Raw genomic sequence first — 16420 nt, forward strand, 5'->3', positions numbered from 1 at the left:
GGGGCGGGCGGGCCGCCAACCCCCGGCGCCGGTGCGGGAACACCGGGCGGCTCGAGCGCCGGCGCCGGTGCGGTCGTTGGCTTGGAGGCGCCCGCCCGCCCCGGTCCGCGGGCGGGGACATGCCGGCGACGAAGGACGGCCTCGGTAGACAGAGCGACCTCGCGATCGGCGGGATCGACGGGCGACCCACGCGGGACGGTGCCCCGAAAGTCGGAGCGGGCGGTGTTCTACGACGTGTCGGAGTCTAGCCGCCGCGGCGCTGCGTACGCGCGTCGACCGCGCCCGGACCCCCGCCGCCGCCCTGCGTCCTCATCTCACAACCGCGCCACGCGGCCCCCCGGGCGGCGGCGACCGACATGTACTGGCGTGGGGCATCGGACAGCGACGGTGGGTATGACGCATGGACGGCGGGCATCGGGCATGAACCACAGGGACCGGGATTCCACTCGTCGTGCGCGTTGTTCTCCCAACCGCCACCCGACTGTCACGGGGATCCGCAGACTGGGATCAGACTGGAAACAGCCTGGGATGGAGCCGGCCCCAGAGGGTAGTGCCCTGAAGGGGGTGCGCCCATCGGAGGACAGCTTGGAGACATGGTGAGGACGCCACCGCCCGCGGAGAGGAAGTCAGCCCGATGAGCAATCCCCTGTCCGAGCTCTCAGCCGCCGGAGTGGCGGTCTGGCTGGACGACATCAGCCGGGACCGCCTACGCACCGGCAACCTCGCCCACCTGGTCGAGAACCGCAGCGTCGTCGGCGTGACGAGCAACCCGACCATCTTCCAGAAGGCGATCAGTTCGAGCTTCCAGAAGGCGATCAGTTCGAGCGACCTGTACGACGAGCAGCTGCACGACCTGGCGATCCGCGGTGTGGACGTCGGCGAGGCCGTCCGGGCCATCACGGCCGCCGACGTGCGCGACGCCTGCGACGTGCTGCGCGGCGTCTACGACGCCAGCGGCGGCGTCGACGGCCGGGTGTCCCTGGAGGTCGATCCCCGGCTCGCCCACGAGGCCGAGCGCACGCTCGCCGAGGCGCGTGCCCTGTGGTGGCTGGTCGACCGGCCGAACCTGTTCATCAAGATTCCCGCCACCCGGGCCGGCCTCTCGGCGATCACCGAGACGCTCGCCCAGGGCATCAGCGTGAACGTGACGCTGATCTTCGGACTCGACCGGTACGACGCCGTGATCGACGCGTTCATGACCGGTCTGGAGAAGGCCCTGGCCGCGGGGCGCGCCATCACCGACCTGGCCTCGGTCGCGTCGTTCTTCGTCAGCCGGGTGGACACCGAGGTCGACCAGCGGCTGGAGAAGATTGGCACTCCGGAGGCGAAGGCGCTGCGCGGCCGGGCCGCCGTCGCCAACGCCCGGCTGGCCTTCGAGCGGTACGAGAAGGCGTTCGCCACTCCCCGCTGGGCGGCCCTGGCCGCGGCGGGCGCGAAGCCCCAACGCCCATTGTGGGCGTCGACGTCCACCAAGGACCCATCCCTGCCGGACACGATCTACGTCACCGAGCTGATCGCGCCCGGAACCGTCAACACGATGCCGGAGGCAACCCTGGAGGCGTTCGCCGACCACGGGTCGGTGACGGGCGAGACGATCCGCCCCCGCTACGAGGAGGCCCACGAGGTGTTCGCCCAGCTCACGGCCGTCGGAATCGATCTCGACGACGTGATCGAGACCCTGGAGAGCCAGGGCGTACAGAAGTTCGAGGACTCGTGGACCCAGCTGCTGGACACCATCGCGGCGCACCTGGGCTCACCCGGTTCGTCCGCGTAAGGCCTGGCGCCGGCCGTGGCCGTGGCGGTCGCCACGGCCGTGATGATCGTCTCAGCGTCGTTCATGGACACCCGACGGTCCCCGGTGAAACAACCTCGGAGAGACCACAAGCAGAACGAAGGGGGAACGGGTGGCGCCCACGGTGAGTACCAACCCGCTGCGGGACCCACGTGACCGCAGACTGCCGCGCCTGCCGGACGCGAGCGCCCTGGTGGTGTTCGGCGCTACCGGCGACCTGGCCCGCAAGAAGCTGATCCCCGCCGTCTACGACCTGGCCCACCGCGGCCTGCTGCCGCCGGGTTTCGTCCTGCTCGGGTTCGCCCGCCGGGACTGGCCCGACGAGGACTTCGCCGAGTTCGCCCGGCAGGCCGCCGAGAAGGGCGCCCGCACCCCCTTCCGTGCAGAGGTCTGGGACCGGCTGGCGGGCTCCGTGCGGTTCCTGCCGGGGTCCTTCGACGACGACGCCGCGTTCGACCGGCTCGCCCGGGCGCTGGAGAGCCTGGAGCACTCCCACGGTATCCGTGGCAACGCGGCGTTCTACCTGTCGATCCCGCCGTTGGCCTTCCCGGTCGTGCTCAAGCAGATGCAGCGCACCGGGCTCTCCTCGGCCGCTGGTTCGGGCGGCTGGCGCCGGGTCGTCGTCGAGAAACCGTTCGGTCACGACCTGGAGTCGGCCCGGCAGCTCAACGCGCTCGTCGACGACGTCTTCACCCCGTCCGGGGTGTTCCGCATCGACCACTACCTGGGCAAGGAGACGGTCCAGAACCTCTTCGCGCTGCGCTTCGCCAACACGCTGTTCGAACCGATCTGGAACTCCCAGTTCGTCGACTCGGTGCAGATCACCATGGCCGAGGACGTCGGGATCGGCACCCGGGCCGGCTTCTACGACGAGACGGGCGCCGCCCGGGACGTGCTCCAGAACCACCTGTTGCAGCTGCTCGCCCTGACCGCGATGGAGGAGCCGGTCAGCTTCGGCGCGGAGACCATCCGCACCGAGAAGCTGAAGGTGCTCCGCGCGGTATCGTTGCCTACGGACCTCACCCGCTACGCGGTACGGGGGCAGTACGAGCAGGGCTGGCTCGCCGGGGAGCGGGTCCCGGGCTACCTCGACGAACAGGACATCCCCGCGCAGTCGCGGACGGAGACCTTCTCGGCGGTGCGCTTCGGCATCGAGACGCGCCGGTGGGCCGGGGTGCCGTTCTACCTGCGGACTGGCAAGCGGCTGCCACGGCGGGTCACCGAGATCGCCATCTTCTTCAAGAAGGCGCCGCACCTGCCGTTCGACGAGACCGCCACCACCGAGCTCGGCAACAACCAACTGGTCATTCGGGTGCAGCCCGACGAGGGGGTCACGCTCAAGTTCGGCTCCAAGGTCCCCGGCTCGGCGATGGAGGTCCGGGACGTCGCGATGGACTTCCTGTTCGGTGAGGCGTTCACCGAGGCGCTGCCGGAGGCCTACGAACGGCTGATCCTCGACGTGCTGCTCGGCGACGCGACGCTGTTCCCGAACAACGCGGAGGTCGAGGAGTCCTGGCGGATCGTCGATCCGCTGGAGCGGCACTGGGCGGGCACCACCCCGCACCGCTACCGGGCCGGCACCTGGGGCCCGGCGGCCGCCGACGAGATGCTCGCCCACGACGGTCGCCGGTGGCGGCGGCCATGACCATGGATTAGGAGCCCCTCGTGACCACATTGTGGGACACCACCGGTTCTGAGGTGGTCAAGGCCCTCTCCGCCGAACGACGGGCGGCCGGAGCCCTGGCCTTCGGCTTGGCGCTGACCCTCGTCGTCGTCGTTGACGAAAAGCACGTCAGCGCCGCCGAGGGCGCGGCGACGCTGGCGGCCTCCGCCCATCCGTGCCGGCTACTGATCGTCGTCCGCCGGCAGGTCGACGTGCCGCATCCCCGGCTCGACGCCGAGGTCTCGATCGGCGGTCGGCTCGGCCCGGGCGAGGCGGTCGTGATGCGGATGTCCGGCCGGTTGGCGCTGCACGCGGAATCGGTCGTGCTTCCCCTGCTCGCACCGGACGCCCCGGTGGTCACCTGGTGGCACGACGAGCCGCCGACCCGGATCGCCTACGACCCGCTCGGCGTATTCGCCGACCGGCGGGTCACCGACGTCACTGCCAGCCCGGACCCGCTGTCGGCGCTGTTCCAGCGGGCCGCGGACTTCGCCCCCGGCGACACGGACCTGTCCTGGACCAGGCTGTCGCCCTGGCGCACCCTGCTCGCTGCCGCCTTCGACGCGGTGGTCAGCGAGCGGCCGGACTCAGCCGTCATCACCGCCGGCCGGGCCGATCCGAGCGCCCAGCTGTTCGCCGGCTGGCTCCAGAACAGGCTCGCCGTCCCGGTGACGGTCGACGAAACGGGTGGCCGGCCCGGTATCACGGCGGTCGCCGTCGCCCTCGACGGGGACCGGCTGGCCGTCTCCCGCACCGACTCCCAGTCGGCGATGATCTCCCGCACCGGGTACCCGGACCGGGTACTGCCCCTGTCCGACCGGGGCGTCGGGGACCTGCTCGCCGAGGAGCTGCGCCGGCTCGACGACGACGCCGTCTACGCCGAGGCCCTGGGTACCTGGAGCGGCCTGCCGAACCTGACCAGGCGCTCGCCGCACCGAGAGCACATCTGGCGGGACCCGATGGACCAGACCGTGGGCGCCACGGACGCCTTGGCCGCCAGCACCGTGACGTCGAGCGCCGCGGCCCCGGGCACCGCGGCCCCGGGCACCGCCCCGACGAGTGCCTCGAACAACGAACGGGCGGTGGGTGGCGCATGACGGCCGAGCCGGAGCTCGTCCTCCATCGTGACGCCGGGGTACTGGCCAGGGCCGCCGCGGCCCGTCTGATCACCCGGCTGGTGGACGCCCAGACGGCCCGCGGGGAGGCCTCACTCGTCCTGACCGGCGGTGGCATCGGCATCGCCCTGCTGCGGGCGGTGCGATCGAACCCGGCTCTCGACGCGGTGGACTGGAGCAAGGTCGACATCTGGTGGGGCGACGAGCGGTTCGTCGCGGCCGGCTCGCCCGACCGCAACGAGCGGCAGACGCGGGAGGCGCTGCTCGATCACATCCCGGTGGATCCCAAACGGATCTTCCCGATGGGCCATCTGGCGGCCCCGACCGCGGGCGGTGACGTCGAGGGACGAGCCGCGGCCTCCGGCTATGCCGACCCGGAGTCCGCCGCGGTGGAGTACGCCGCGCTGCTGGCCACCCGTGCCGTCACCGGATCGGCGGTGCCGAGCTTCGACGTGGTGCTCCTCGGGCTCGGCCCGGAGGGCCATGTCGCCTCGCTGTTCCCGGGCTCCCCCGCGGTCGTCGCGACCGAGCCGGTGGTGGCCGTGCATGACTGCCCCAAGCCACCGCCGGAACGCGTCACACTGACCCTGCCGGCCATCCAGTCCGCCCACGAGGTCTGGGTGATCGTCGCCGGGGAGGAGAAGGCCGATGCGGTCGCGGCGTCGTTCTCCGGAGCGGGACCGATCACGATCCCGGCGACGGGAGCGGTCGGCCGCGACCGCAGCCTGTGGCTCGCCGACCGGGCCGCCGCCTCCCGGCTGCCCGGCTGGCAGTGACGCGGTCCGCGGACGACCTGTCCCGTAGACTTGTCCCGTGGGCCCGGTACGCGTGCCGGGCCCACGGGACGGCACCGGCGGATCAGGTCAGGATCTTGTCAGGTCAAGATCTTGGTCTTGCCCCGCTCGAACTCGGCCTCGCTGATAATCCCCCGGTCTCGCAGGTGCGCGAGCTTGCCAAGTTCGTCGGCATCGCTCGTCGTCCTGGCGGCCTCCTGGAGGTAGGCGCGCCAGGCCTGTTCGTCGCGCTGCGCCGCGGCGCGGCTGCGCTCGTGCATGCTGCCACCCCGCACGATCAGGTAGGCGATCACGCCAAGCCAGGGCAGCACCACGATCGCGACCGTCCAGGCGGCCTTCGCCCATCCGGACAGATCCTGGCTGCGGAACACGTCCATGATCACGACAAGCAGCAGCCACAGCCACAGGATGAAAGCAAAAAACCACAGCATATAGAGGAAGACGCTGAGCAGCGGAAAATCGGGATCCACGGAGTACCTCCTGTCCACGCCGTGGTCGGGCGGTGGCCTGGGCGGGCCACGGTCGTCCCGGCGTCCTGGGGCCCCGGTTCCGGCCCGGACCCGGTTTCTGACCCGGTCCGTTCATACCCGCGCCGGGCCGTCCCGCCGTCGCGCCGCCTCACCCGCCGGGGGTGGACCGCCCAGCGCACTCACCCGCTCACCCGGCAGCCCGCTCACCCGGCGGTCCGGCCAGCCGGCGGCCCCGGTCAGCCTGGGGGCGCGGGGGACGATGGGGACACGGCGGGCGCTGAGCGGCGCATGGTCGCCTGCCCCGCCGAGCTGATCTCGGTCGCCGGATACGAGCAGTCGAGCGTGCCGTCGCCATGGAGCACGAGGTCCAGCCAGGTGGCGGCGAAGCACAATGCCCCGACCCGGGTGAGACGTTCCTCGAGCCGGACCGAGGCGCCGGACACCGCCCGCAGCACGAGCTCGCCGGCGCACCCACTCTCCGGGTAGGCACTCGTGCCGATCACCTCGCCGATCCGGCCGCCCCGCAGCACCAGCTCGGCGTTGAAGTGCACGAACGCCTGCGTCACCGATCCGCTCCAGCTGCCGATCATGCCCGGGGGCAGCGCCTCGCCAGCCTCGGCACCCGGTTGCGACCCGACCCCCGCCGGATCCCGCGTGGCGACCGTCGGCGGCGAGGCGCGACGCCGGTCGCCGTCGTCGCCGCTGCCGTCCGCGCCGAACAGCTGGTACGCCCCGGCGGCCACGGCGGCGAGCAGCACCAGGACGATCATCGCCCCGGCCATCAGCCGGGGTGCCCGCCACGGCCGGGCCCATCCGACCGCACCGGTGGGCCGCGCCGTCCCTGGCCACGCCGGCGGGAACGGACCGGGTCGCGACCCGGTCCGGCGCCGGATCACCGCGTCCGGCGCCGGGGACGGCGGGGATACCGGGGACGGCGAGGATACCGGGGCGGAATCGGCCGGGTGGGACGCGGCCCAGGTCAGCAACGCCTGCGCTCCCTCCGCGCGCAGCCGGCTCGCCGGGTTCTTGGCCAGCAGCCCGGCGATCGCTGCCGACAGCCTGCCGCCCCGGAGGAAGGGTTGCGGATCGGCGTGCAGCACGGCGCCGATAGTGGTGAGCAGCGTGTCGCGCTGGAACGGTGAGACCCCCTCGACGGCAAAGTAGAGGGTGGCGCCGAGGGCGAACAGGTCGCCGGCCAGGGTCGCGGGGCCGCCGAGGAGGCGCTCGGGCGCCATGTAGGCGGGCGTCCCGCCGCTGCCGACGCCGCCGGTGAGGGTCGGGTCGGCGGCGTGGGTGGCGATGCCGAAGTCGGTCAGCAGCACCCGGCCGTCGTCGGCCAGCAGGATGTTCGATGGTTTGACGTCCCGGTGCAGCACGCCCATCTGCTGGCCCGCGACCAAGGCGTCGAGGACCGCGAGCCCGACCTGGATGGCACGCTCAGGCGGCAGGGACCGTCCCGGTTGACCGTCGTGGCGAGTGTGCCGGCCCGGACCAGCTCCATCACGATCCACGGCAGGCCGTCGTGTTCCACGGCGTCATGGACGGTGACCACGTGCGGGTTCCCCCGCAGCCGGGCGGCGTTGCGGGCCTCGCGCATCGCCGTCTCCACTCCGGCGGCACGCTCGTCGTCGTCGAGGTCGGCGGAGACCCGGATCTCCTTGATCGCCAGCTCGACCCGGAGCACATCGTCGTGGGCCCGCCACACGGTGCCCATCCCACCGGAGCCAATCCGTTCGACGAGCCGGTACCGCCCGGCGACGATCCGGCCGATGCCGACATCATCCACAGTCACAGGAGCATCCTCGGCGGCGGCGCAACGGCGGCAGCCCGTTCCCGGGCTAGGAGGCGCCCCGAAGCTTGGCGAGCGCCTCGGCGAGGATCGCCTCGCCGTCCTTCTCGTTCCGTCGTTCCCGCACGTAGGCGAGATGGGTCTTGTACGGCTCGGTGCGCGGCGGGGCGGGGGTGTTGTCCCGATCCCGTCCCGCCGGAAAACCACAGCTCGGACAATCCCACGTGTCGGGAATCGCCGCGTCCGCGGCGAACGACGGTCTCGTCTCGTGCGCGTTGGCGCACCAGAAGGAGATACGTTGCCGGGGCGCGGTCTCGCCCCGTTCCGCCTCTCCCATCGGTCCTGCCCCGACCCGGCTCCCCCGGATGGCGTTGCCACCTGCCACGGCCCGCGTGCTCCTTCGTCTCGTCCCATGGGTGGTAGCACGGAAACCGTGCCTGCCGATTCCGCGGCCTCGAGCGCCGCGGAACCTCGTACCCGGTTTCGTAAACCTGACGTTCCCGGCACTTTTCCCCGGGTGTTCCTCCGGGTACGTCCTGGGGGGAGTGTAGGCCGCGAGAGCCACACATGGATGCACCGACCACCCCCGCCTGGTTACCCCTGGCGTTACCCTCGGCGGGAGGAGCGTGTTCAGGTCGGGTGTCATCCGGACCCCAGCGAGACCGCGGTCGGATCGGCGGTGCCGACCGACGGCACGATCGTGAACGCGGTGACGTTCGTGCTATGGAACTGCGGGGTGTGCACGACGGCCAGCGGGATTACCGCGACCTGCTCGACCACCGTGTGCTCCAGGTCAGCCCAGTCGCTCGCGGCGGTCGCCTCGCTGGTGGCCCGCAGCGCCGTGGCGAGCAGATGCAGGGCGCCCGGATCCCGGTAGCCGCCGTCGGCCGGCCTGGGGCCGGCCCACGTCTCGTCCAGCAATGGCTGGAAGACGGTGCGGCCCGCGTCGCCGTACCAGTCCGGGGCGATGGTGGTGAGCGCCAGGTCCCAGAACTGCCCGGTGGGGTGGACGGCGGCCGCACGGTAGCGCTCGCCGGTCCGGATCCGGATGTCGAGGCGGATGCCGGAACGGGCGAAGGCGGTCCGCAATGCCTCAGCGGCCGCCACGTCGGTGGCGCTGTCCGTGGTGAGCAGGGACAGCGCCGTGACGGGCCCGCCGGGGGTGTGGCTCAGCGCCTCCCGGCAACGGGCCGCGTCGCCGAGTCCCGCCGGACGCGGGAAGGGATCCGCGTCGGTATAGCCGGTCATCGTCTCCTGCAGCAACCCGGTGGCGGCAGCGGCGAACTCGGGGCCGCCGAGCGCCGCCGCGAGGCTCACCCGGTCAATGCAGTAGGGCAGCGCCCGGCGGACCGGCAGCTCACGCAGCGCGGCCGCGGAGGGCCCGTTGAATCCGACGGTAACCGCCAGGGTGACCCCGACCCCGTCGACCACGAGACGGGGGTCATTCGCCCTGGCGAGCTCCACGGCCCGGCTGTCGGGGATCTTCCCATCGAGCGACATGTCCGCGTCGCCGCTCTCCAGCTCCTGCTGCATGGCCTCCGGACTCAGGCCGTCGAAGATCGTTATATGGTCGGGCAGGGCGCGGCGGATCCCGTCCGAGGATGCGCTCCAGGATGGGCTGCGCGACAGCCGGTACCCCTCGCCGGGAGCGACCGTGAACCGGTACGGCCCGGCCGACACCAGGTTGTGCAGGTACTCCGGCGAGTCCGGCGGGTAGGCCAGGGCCTCCAGCGGCACCGGGGAGGCCGCCGGTAGCGCCAGCACGTCCACGAAGTCGTTCATCGGGGCCAGTAGATGGAACGCGAGCGTGTCGTCGCCGACGATCTCGATGCCCTCCACGGTGCTGCTCTCGACGAAGGCCGCGGCGTCGGCAACCGGGATCGCCGCCAGCTGGGCACAGAACTCCCGGAATCCGACGATGGTCGCCGTGAAGTAGCCGCGCAGCGGTGACGGGTTCGGGGGCGTGCACAGTCGCTTGATGCCGCGGGCGACGTCGTTGGCAGTGATCCGGCGCTGGTTGGGGGTGTCCCAGCGCGCCGCGGGACGCAGCCGCACCGTGTAGACCAGCCCGTTCTCGGTGACGACCGGCGCGCCGACGGCGAGGTCCGGCCGCGGGATGGTCGACTTCGTCGTGTCCTCGTCGGAGGGATAGCTGAACAGCTGGCGGGTCACGAGCCGGCTGACCGCCCGCTCGCCGGGCTGGTCGGCCCAGCCGGGATCGCCGCTGGGCATCCACTGGGTGACGATCCGCAGCGTGCCGCCCGGCTTGTCGGGCGGAGGGGGCGTGGCGGTCGCCGCCGGGGTGGGACTGGCGGCGAGCTCACGCGATCCGCCCCCCGAGCCGCCGCCGCTGCAGGCGGTCACCGTGGCGGTCAGGACCGTGGCGAGCAGAACCGTGGCGAGCACGGACAGGGGGCGGGGCAGCCGGCCTCCACGGCCGCGACCACTCCCGCGGCCGGGACCAGGACGCGGGCCGAACTGGGCGTTCAATTCTTCAGCAGCAGACCGAGACCGACGATGCAGGTGAACCAGATGATCCCAACCACGATGGTCAACCGGTCGAGGTTCTTCTCCACGACCGAGGACCCACCCAGCGACGAGGACACGCCGCCGCCGAACAGGGTGGACAGCCCGCCTCCCTTGGCCCGGTGCAACAGCACAAGCATGATCATCAGAATACTCGCGACAATCAGGGCGATCGACAGACCGATCGTCATCTAGACCAGCTCCCGCTCCTCGGGGAAGTGGCAGGCCACCCGGTGCCCAGGCCGAACCTCCGACAAGGGCGGTTCCACTGTCCTACACACCTCCTCGGCCTTCCAGCAACGTGGGTGGAACCGGCACGCCTCGAGGGGATCGGGCGGGCCGGGCACGTCGCCACGCAACAGTATCCGCTCCCACCGACGGTGCTTCGCCTGGTCCGGCACCGGGACGGCCGGCGGCAGGGCGAGTACACAGACGCGTCCGCCGTCAGGCCGGCGGCCCGCTGCGCACGATGCCGACGAACTCCTCGGCGACCAGGCTCGCCCCGCCGACCAGCCCGCCGTCCACATCCGGCATGGTGAACAGCTCGCCGGCGTTCGCCGCCTTCACCGAGCCGCCGTAGAGGACACGGGTCCCAGCGGCAATCTCATCGCCGTACTGCCTGGCCAGCTGGCCGCGGACCGCCGCGCACATGTCCTGGGCGTCCTGCGCGGAGGCGGTGCGGCCGGTGCCGATCGCCCACACCGGCTCGTAGGCGATGACGATCGTCGCGGCCTGCTCGGCGGTGATGCCAGCCAGCGACTGCTCGAGCTGACGCAGCACGTGCTCAACATGGGTGCCGGCGGCCCGGATCTCCTCGGGCTCCCCCACGCACAGGATGGGGGTGAGCCCCACGGAGAAGGCCGCCTTCGCCTTGGCCGCCACCAGCGCGTCGTCCTCGTGGTGGCCGGCCCGGCGCTCGGAGTGCCCGACGACGACGTAGTCGCAGCCGAGCTTGGCCAGCATCGCCCCGCTGATATCACCGGTGTGCGCACCCGACGCGTACGGGGAGAGGTCCTGCCCCCCGTAGGCGATGGCGAGCTTGTCTCCGTCCACCAGGGTCTGCACGCTGCGCAGATCGGTGAACGGTGGGAGAACGACGACCTCGACGGTCTCCAGCTCGGCGGGCTTGAGATCGAAGGCGATCTTCTGCACCAGCGCGATCGCCTCGAGGTGATTGAGGTTCATCTTCCAGTTGCCGGCCACCAGCGCCCGTCGGCCGGTGCCCTTGACACCGACGGCGCCCTTCGAGCCGGCAGCGCCCTTCGCCGATCTGTCCTTGCCCACGCCGTCCTCGTCCTTCCCGGATCCCCTGTTCTTCCCGGATCCCCTGTCGGAACCTCGCTCGGAACCTCGCTCAGATCTTCCCCGGCCCAGCAGTGCCATCAGCCGGCCCCGGCGCCGGGCGTCCCGCGGAAGTCAGACATCGAGGGCCGCGAGCCCGGGCAGCGTCTTGCCCTCCAGGTATTCCAGGCTCGCGCCGCCGCCGGTCGAGATGTGGCTGAAGGCATCCTCCGGGATGCCGAGCGTGCGGACCGCCGCGGCGGAGTCTCCGCCACCCACGACGGAGAACCCCTTGCCGGCGGCGACCGCCTCGGCCACCCCCCGGGTGCCCGCGGCGAACGGCGCGAGCTCGAACACACCCATCGGCCCGTTCCAGAAGACCGTAGCCGCTCCGGCCAGCCGCGCGGCGAACAGCTCCGTCGACGCCGGGCCGATGTCGAGCCCGAGCCAGCCGGCGGGGATGGCGCCAGCCGCGACGGCGGCGGTGTCCGCGTCGGCGGCGAACCTGTCCGCGACGACGACGTCGGTCGGCAGCACGATCCGCTCCCCGCCCTCGGCGAGCAGCTCCTTGCACGTCTCGATCATCTCGGTCTCCAGCAGCGACCCGCCGACCCCGTGACCGAGCGCCGCCAGGAAGGTGAAGCACATCCCTCCGCCGACGAGCAACGTGTCGACCTTGGGCAGCAGCGCGCGGATCACGCCGAGCTTGTCGGACACCTTGGACCCGCCGAGCACGACACTGTAGGGACGCGCCGGGTCGCTGCTGAGCCGGCGGAGCACCTCCAGCTCGGTGAGCACGAGCCGGCCCGCGGCGTGCGGCAGCCGCTTCGGGACGTCGGCGACGCTGGCGTGGGCCCGGTGGACCGCGCCGAAGGCGTCCCCGACGTAGAACTCGGCGAGCGCCGACAACTCGTCGGCGAAGGCCGCGCGGATCGCCGCGTCCTTGCTGGTCTCCCCGGCGGCGAAGCGCAGGTTCTCCAGCAGCGCCACCTCGCCGTCCCCGAGCCCGGCGACCACCTCGCGGGCATGCGCACCGGCGATGTCACCGCTGCCGTCGCCGGCGAACGCCACCGGCCGGCCCAGCAGCTCGGCGAGCCGACCCGCCACCGGCTCCAGGGAGTACTTCGGGTCCGGTTCGCCCTTCGGCCGGCCCAGGTGCGAGCTCACGACCACCCGGGCGCCCCGGTCCAGCAGTGCGGCGATGGTCGGGACGCTGGCGCGGACCCGGCCGTCGTCGGTGATGCGCGGGGTGTCACCGGAACGGTCCAACGGCACGTTCAGGTCGCTGCGGACCAGCACCCGGTGCCCGGCGACCTGCAGGTCGTCGATCGTCCTCACGCTTCGTTACTCCATCGGGGAGAGAAATTGTCGAGGAAGGGCCGGGGAGGACCGGCGCCGCCCGACGGGTTTCGCCAGCCGGCGGCGTGCGGGCCTAGAGCGGCGCGCGGGCCTAGAGGCGCGCGGCGACCAGCGCGGTCAGGTCGACCAGCCGGTTGGAGTAGCCCCACTCATTGTCGTACCAGCCGACGATCTTCACCTGATTGCCGGCGGACATCGTCAGCAGCGAGTCGAACGTGCAGGACGCCAGGGTGTTGACGATGTCGGAGGAGACGATCGGGTCCTCGGTGTAGACAAGGTAGCCCTTCAGCGGGCCCTCCGCCGCCGCCTTGAACGCCGCGTTGACCTCTTCCTTGCTGGCCTTCTTGTCCAGGGTGGCCACCAGGTCGGTGACCGAGCCGTCGAGGACCGGCACCCGCATCGCCAGCCCGTCGAGCTTGCCCTTGAGGTGGGGCAGGACCAGCGCGGTGGCCTTCGCCGCACCCGTGGTGGTCGGGATGATGTTCTGCGCCGCCGCCCGCGCCCGCCGCAGGTCCGAGTGCGGGAAGTCCAGGATGACCTGGTCGTTGGTGTAGGCGTGGATGGTGGTCATCAGCCCCTGGCTGATGCCGAAGGCCTCGTCGAGCACCTTCGCCATCGGCGCGACGCAGTTCGTCGTGCAGGAAGCGTTGGACAGGATGTGGTGCCTGGCCGGGTCGTAGGCATCGTCGTTCACGCCTATCACCACGGTGATGTCCTCGTCCTTGGCCGGCGCCGAGATGATGACCTTCTTGGCGCCGGCCTGCAGATGCTTGCCCGCGTCCGCCGCCTTGGTGAAGCGGCCGGTGGACTCGATGACAACGTCCACACCCAGATCGGCCCAGGGCAGCGCCGCCGGGTCGCGCTCGGCCAGCACCTTGATCACGGTGTCACCGACGCGGATACCCTCGTCGACGACACCGACCGCAGCAGGCAGCGTACCCAGCGTGGTGTCGTACTTGAGCAGATGCGCAAGAGTCTTGTTGTCGGTCAGGTCGTTGACCGCGACGATCTCGAGATCGTTCCGGTTGCTCGCCGCGAGCGCCCGCCAGAAGTTACGACCGATTCGCCCGAAGCCGTTGACACCCACCCGCGTAGCCACGTCCAGGACTCCCTACCGTCTTGTCTCGTCGTTTCGATAGTCACGCCGTCGTTCCGTCACGACGTCGTCGTTCGGTTGTGACGTTCTCGTTCATGTGGCACTGTCGTTCATGTGGCGCTGTCAAGGCAGGAGCCTAACGAGTTTGCACATCATCGGCGGGAATCCGAACCGTGCGATGCTGGTCTCCTCACACGATGCGGGCACGCCCCACCCGGAAACTACATCCCATCACATCGCTGCGCTGCCGCACCGCCGGTGCGCCTCCGCAGGGCCGGGGGCCGGGCAGATTCCGTGGGCCCGCGCTGACGCCGGCCGAACCGGCCAGGCGGGCGCCCCACGGGCAGGCCCCACCCCGAAGAGCCCCGAAGAGCCATCCGATCCCGATGGTGCTACTGGGCCAGTTTTCCACATTACAGGTATGAACTGTCTGGGTACGATCTGGGCCGCTGTTGCTCAAGCGTTCTCAAGGAGATCCGGGGAGACGCTCGCCTCGGTATTGGGGATACCGAGCGCGTTGGCCCTCTTGTCGGCGAGCGCCAACAGCCGGCGGATCCGGCCGGCGACCGCATCCTTGGTCAGCGGCGGGTCCGCGAGCGCGCCCAGTTCCTCCAGGGAGGCCTGCGCGTGATCGAGGCGCAACCGGCCGGCCGCCAGCAGGTGCTCCGGGGCGTCGTCGCCGAGGATGCGCATCGCGGCCTGCACCCGGGCGCCGGCGGCCACCGCGGCCCGGGCGGAGCGGCGCAGGTTGGCGTCGTCGAAGTTCGCCAGCCGGTTGGCCGTCGCCCGGACCTCCCGGCGCATCCGCCGTTCCTCCCAGGCGAGCAGGCTGTCATGCGCACCGATCCTGGTCAGCAGCGCGCCGATCGCGTCGCCGTCGCGGATGACGACACGGTCGACGCCGCGCACGTCCCGGCTCTTGGCCTGGACCCCCAGCCGGCGCGCCGCGCCGACCAGGGCCAGCGCGGCCTCCGGACCGGGCGAGGTCACCTCCAGCGAGCAGGACCGACCCGGCTCGGTCAGTGAACCGTGGGCGAGGAACGCGCCCCGCCAGGCCGCCGCGGCGTCACAGGCGGAGCCCGTGACCACCTGCGGCGGCAGCCCGCGCACCGGGCGGCCACGCTGGTCGAGCAGGCCGGTGGACCGCGCGAGCTGCTCGCCGTCCCGCTCGACGCGCACGATGTAGCGCACCGAGCGGCGCAGCCCACCGGCGGCCAGCACGGCCACCGTCGAGGGGAAGCCGAAGACCTCGGCGATCTCGCGACGCAACCGGCGGGCGGTCGCGCCGGTATCGAGTTCCGCCTCGACCACGATGCGACCACCGACGATGTGCAGCCCCCCACCGAAGCGCAGCAGGGCTGCCATCTCGGCCCGCCGGCAACAGGGCTTCGCGACCCGCAGCCGGCTCAGTTCGTCCTTGACGGTGGCCGTCATCGCCGCCACACCGATCACTCCTTGGCTTCACCGGATGGGGTCCGGCGGACCGGTCCGCCGGACGATGAGTACTGCGTGACCGGCCGCCGGGACGCGGGCGCCGGGCGGGTCGCCTCCGGGAGTCCCGCGAACACCGCGCGGAAGGCCGCGGCGAGCCGGACCGGGTCGTGCACGGGCGCGCCAGGGATCCGCACCGGCGCCAGATGGAGCCGGGCGCCGACGTCCGCCGCCGCCCGGGCGAGCAGGTCGGGGTCGGGCACCGCGGTCGGATCGGCGATCACCACGTCCAGCCGCAGGCCGGGAACGTGCCGGCCGAGGGAGTGGAGATGGGCCTGGGGGGTGTATCCCTCGGTCTCCCCCGGCTGGGCGGCCAGGTTCAACACCATCACCCGGTTCGCCCGGGACATCGCAATCGCCCGGTTCATCCCAGGAACCAACAGATGCGGCAGCATGCTCGTGTAGTGCGATCCCGGCCCAAGGATGATCCAGTCGGCCGCGCCCGCCGCGGCCACCGCCTCCGGACAGGCCGGCGGTGCCGCCGGCGACAGCCGGACACCCACGACCCGTCCACCGGTCGTGGCCACCGCGGCCTGCCCGCGCACCTCGACCTCGGCGGTGGGCGCCCCCGGATCCAGCCCCACGACGTCGGCGACGATGTCGATGCCCCTGGTCGACAGCGGCAGCACCCGCCCCCGCAGACCGAGGAGGGCGGCGGCCAGGTCGAGCGCGGCCACCGGTGATCCGGTGCGCTCGGCGAGCGCGGTGAGCACGAGGTTGCCGACCGCGTGCCCGGCGAGCGGCCCGTCGCCGCCGAACCGGTGCTGGAACACGCCCGCCCAGGTGGTCGACCATCCGTCCGGTCCGGCCAGCGCGGCCAGGGCCATTCGTAGATCGCCCATGGGCAGCGCACCGAGCTCCGCGCGCAGCCGCCCGGAGGATCCACCATCGTCACCGACGGTCACCACGGCGGTAAGCGCCGAGGTGATCTGCCGGAGCGCGGCGAGCGAGGCGGCGAGCCCGTGGCCGCCGCCGAAGGCGACGACCGCCGGTGCCCGGTCCGGACCGTCGGAGCGCGCGGCTACGCCACTGAGGTTCACGGAT

Annotated in this window: 14 protein-coding genes and 1 pseudogene; 4 read left to right on the forward strand and 11 right to left on the reverse strand. The window is 71.9% G+C overall.

The annotated features are described in order from the left end of the window. Positions 1-634 precede the first annotated feature (634 nt). The 4 genes from tal (at position 635) to pgl (ending at position 5346) form a co-directional block, all read left to right on the forward strand. Positions 635-1774 (forward strand): transaldolase, encoded by a 1140-nt coding sequence (gene tal / locus AC08OQ_RS01210; protein WP_476599393.1) that lies wholly within the window; start codon positions 635-637, stop codon positions 1772-1774. Positions 1775-1904: 130 nt separating this feature from the next. After that, positions 1905-3437 carry a glucose-6-phosphate dehydrogenase gene (gene zwf / locus AC08OQ_RS01215; RefSeq protein WP_462187985.1) on the forward strand — a complete coding sequence of 511 codons (1533 nt, stop codon included), beginning with the start codon at positions 1905-1907 and terminating at the stop codon, positions 3435-3437. A 20-nt stretch (positions 3438-3457) separates the two neighbouring features. Beyond that, positions 3458-4552 carry a glucose-6-phosphate dehydrogenase assembly protein OpcA gene (locus AC08OQ_RS01220; protein ID WP_476599391.1) on the forward strand — a complete coding sequence of 365 codons (1095 nt, stop codon included), beginning with the start codon at positions 3458-3460 and terminating at the stop codon, positions 4550-4552. Then, positions 4549-5346, forward strand: a complete 798-nt coding sequence (gene pgl / locus AC08OQ_RS01225; RefSeq protein WP_462187983.1) for a 6-phosphogluconolactonase — start codon at positions 4549-4551, stop codon at positions 5344-5346. Before AC08OQ_RS01220 ends, pgl begins: the two co-directional genes overlap by 4 nt. A gap of 98 nt (positions 5347-5444) precedes the next feature. Here pgl and AC08OQ_RS01230 read toward each other — a convergent pair whose 3' ends face one another. From AC08OQ_RS01230 to AC08OQ_RS01280, 11 genes and pseudogenes are all read right to left on the reverse strand, one after another. Beyond that, a complete protein-coding gene (locus tag AC08OQ_RS01230) occupies positions 5445-5834 on the reverse strand; it encodes an SHOCT domain-containing protein (RefSeq protein ID WP_462187982.1) in 390 nt (129 codons plus the stop codon). 236 nt (positions 5835-6070) lie between these two features. Next, positions 6071-7548, reverse strand: a pseudogene (locus AC08OQ_RS01235) (serine/threonine-protein kinase). Positions 7549-7672: 124 nt separating this feature from the next. Next, entirely contained in the window at positions 7673-8008 is a 336-nt protein-coding gene (locus AC08OQ_RS01240) for an RNA polymerase-binding protein RbpA (protein WP_011436081.1), read from the reverse strand. 257 nt (positions 8009-8265) lie between these two features. After that, positions 8266-10035 (reverse strand): ABC transporter substrate-binding protein, encoded by a 1770-nt coding sequence (locus AC08OQ_RS01245; protein ID WP_476599395.1) that lies wholly within the window; start codon positions 10033-10035, stop codon positions 8266-8268. Between the two features lie 74 nt (positions 10036-10109). Next, positions 10110-10340: a preprotein translocase subunit SecG gene (gene secG / locus AC08OQ_RS01250; RefSeq protein WP_462187980.1), complete on the reverse strand. Its 231-nt coding sequence runs from the start codon at positions 10338-10340 to the stop codon at positions 10110-10112. Beyond that, positions 10341-10676 carry an oligopeptide/dipeptide ABC transporter ATP-binding protein gene (locus AC08OQ_RS01255; protein WP_476599390.1) on the reverse strand — a complete coding sequence of 112 codons (336 nt, stop codon included), beginning with the start codon at positions 10674-10676 and terminating at the stop codon, positions 10341-10343. Next, positions 10594-11532, reverse strand: coding sequence for a triose-phosphate isomerase (gene tpiA, locus AC08OQ_RS01260; RefSeq protein ID WP_476599388.1), 939 nt, complete (start codon positions 11530-11532; stop codon positions 10594-10596). Before tpiA ends, AC08OQ_RS01255 begins: the two co-directional genes overlap by 83 nt. Positions 11533-11565: 33 nt before the next feature. After that, the gene (locus AC08OQ_RS01265; protein ID WP_476599386.1) at positions 11566-12768 is read right to left on the reverse strand and encodes a phosphoglycerate kinase; all 1203 of its coding nucleotides are present in this window, start codon (positions 12766-12768) and stop codon (positions 11566-11568) included. A gap of 112 nt (positions 12769-12880) precedes the next feature. Further along, a complete protein-coding gene (gap, locus tag AC08OQ_RS01270) occupies positions 12881-13888 on the reverse strand; it encodes a type I glyceraldehyde-3-phosphate dehydrogenase (protein WP_476599384.1) in 1008 nt (335 codons plus the stop codon). Between the two features lie 453 nt (positions 13889-14341). Beyond that, positions 14342-15328 carry a DNA-binding protein WhiA gene (whiA, locus tag AC08OQ_RS01275; RefSeq protein WP_476591645.1) on the reverse strand — a complete coding sequence of 329 codons (987 nt, stop codon included), beginning with the start codon at positions 15326-15328 and terminating at the stop codon, positions 14342-14344. A gap of 5 nt (positions 15329-15333) precedes the next feature. Further along, the gene (locus AC08OQ_RS01280; RefSeq protein ID WP_462186158.1) at positions 15334-16416 is read right to left on the reverse strand and encodes a gluconeogenesis factor YvcK family protein; all 1083 of its coding nucleotides are present in this window, start codon (positions 16414-16416) and stop codon (positions 15334-15336) included. Between the last annotated feature and the right edge of the window lie 4 nt (positions 16417-16420).

The organism is Frankia sp. CcCS3 (assembly GCF_977927575.1).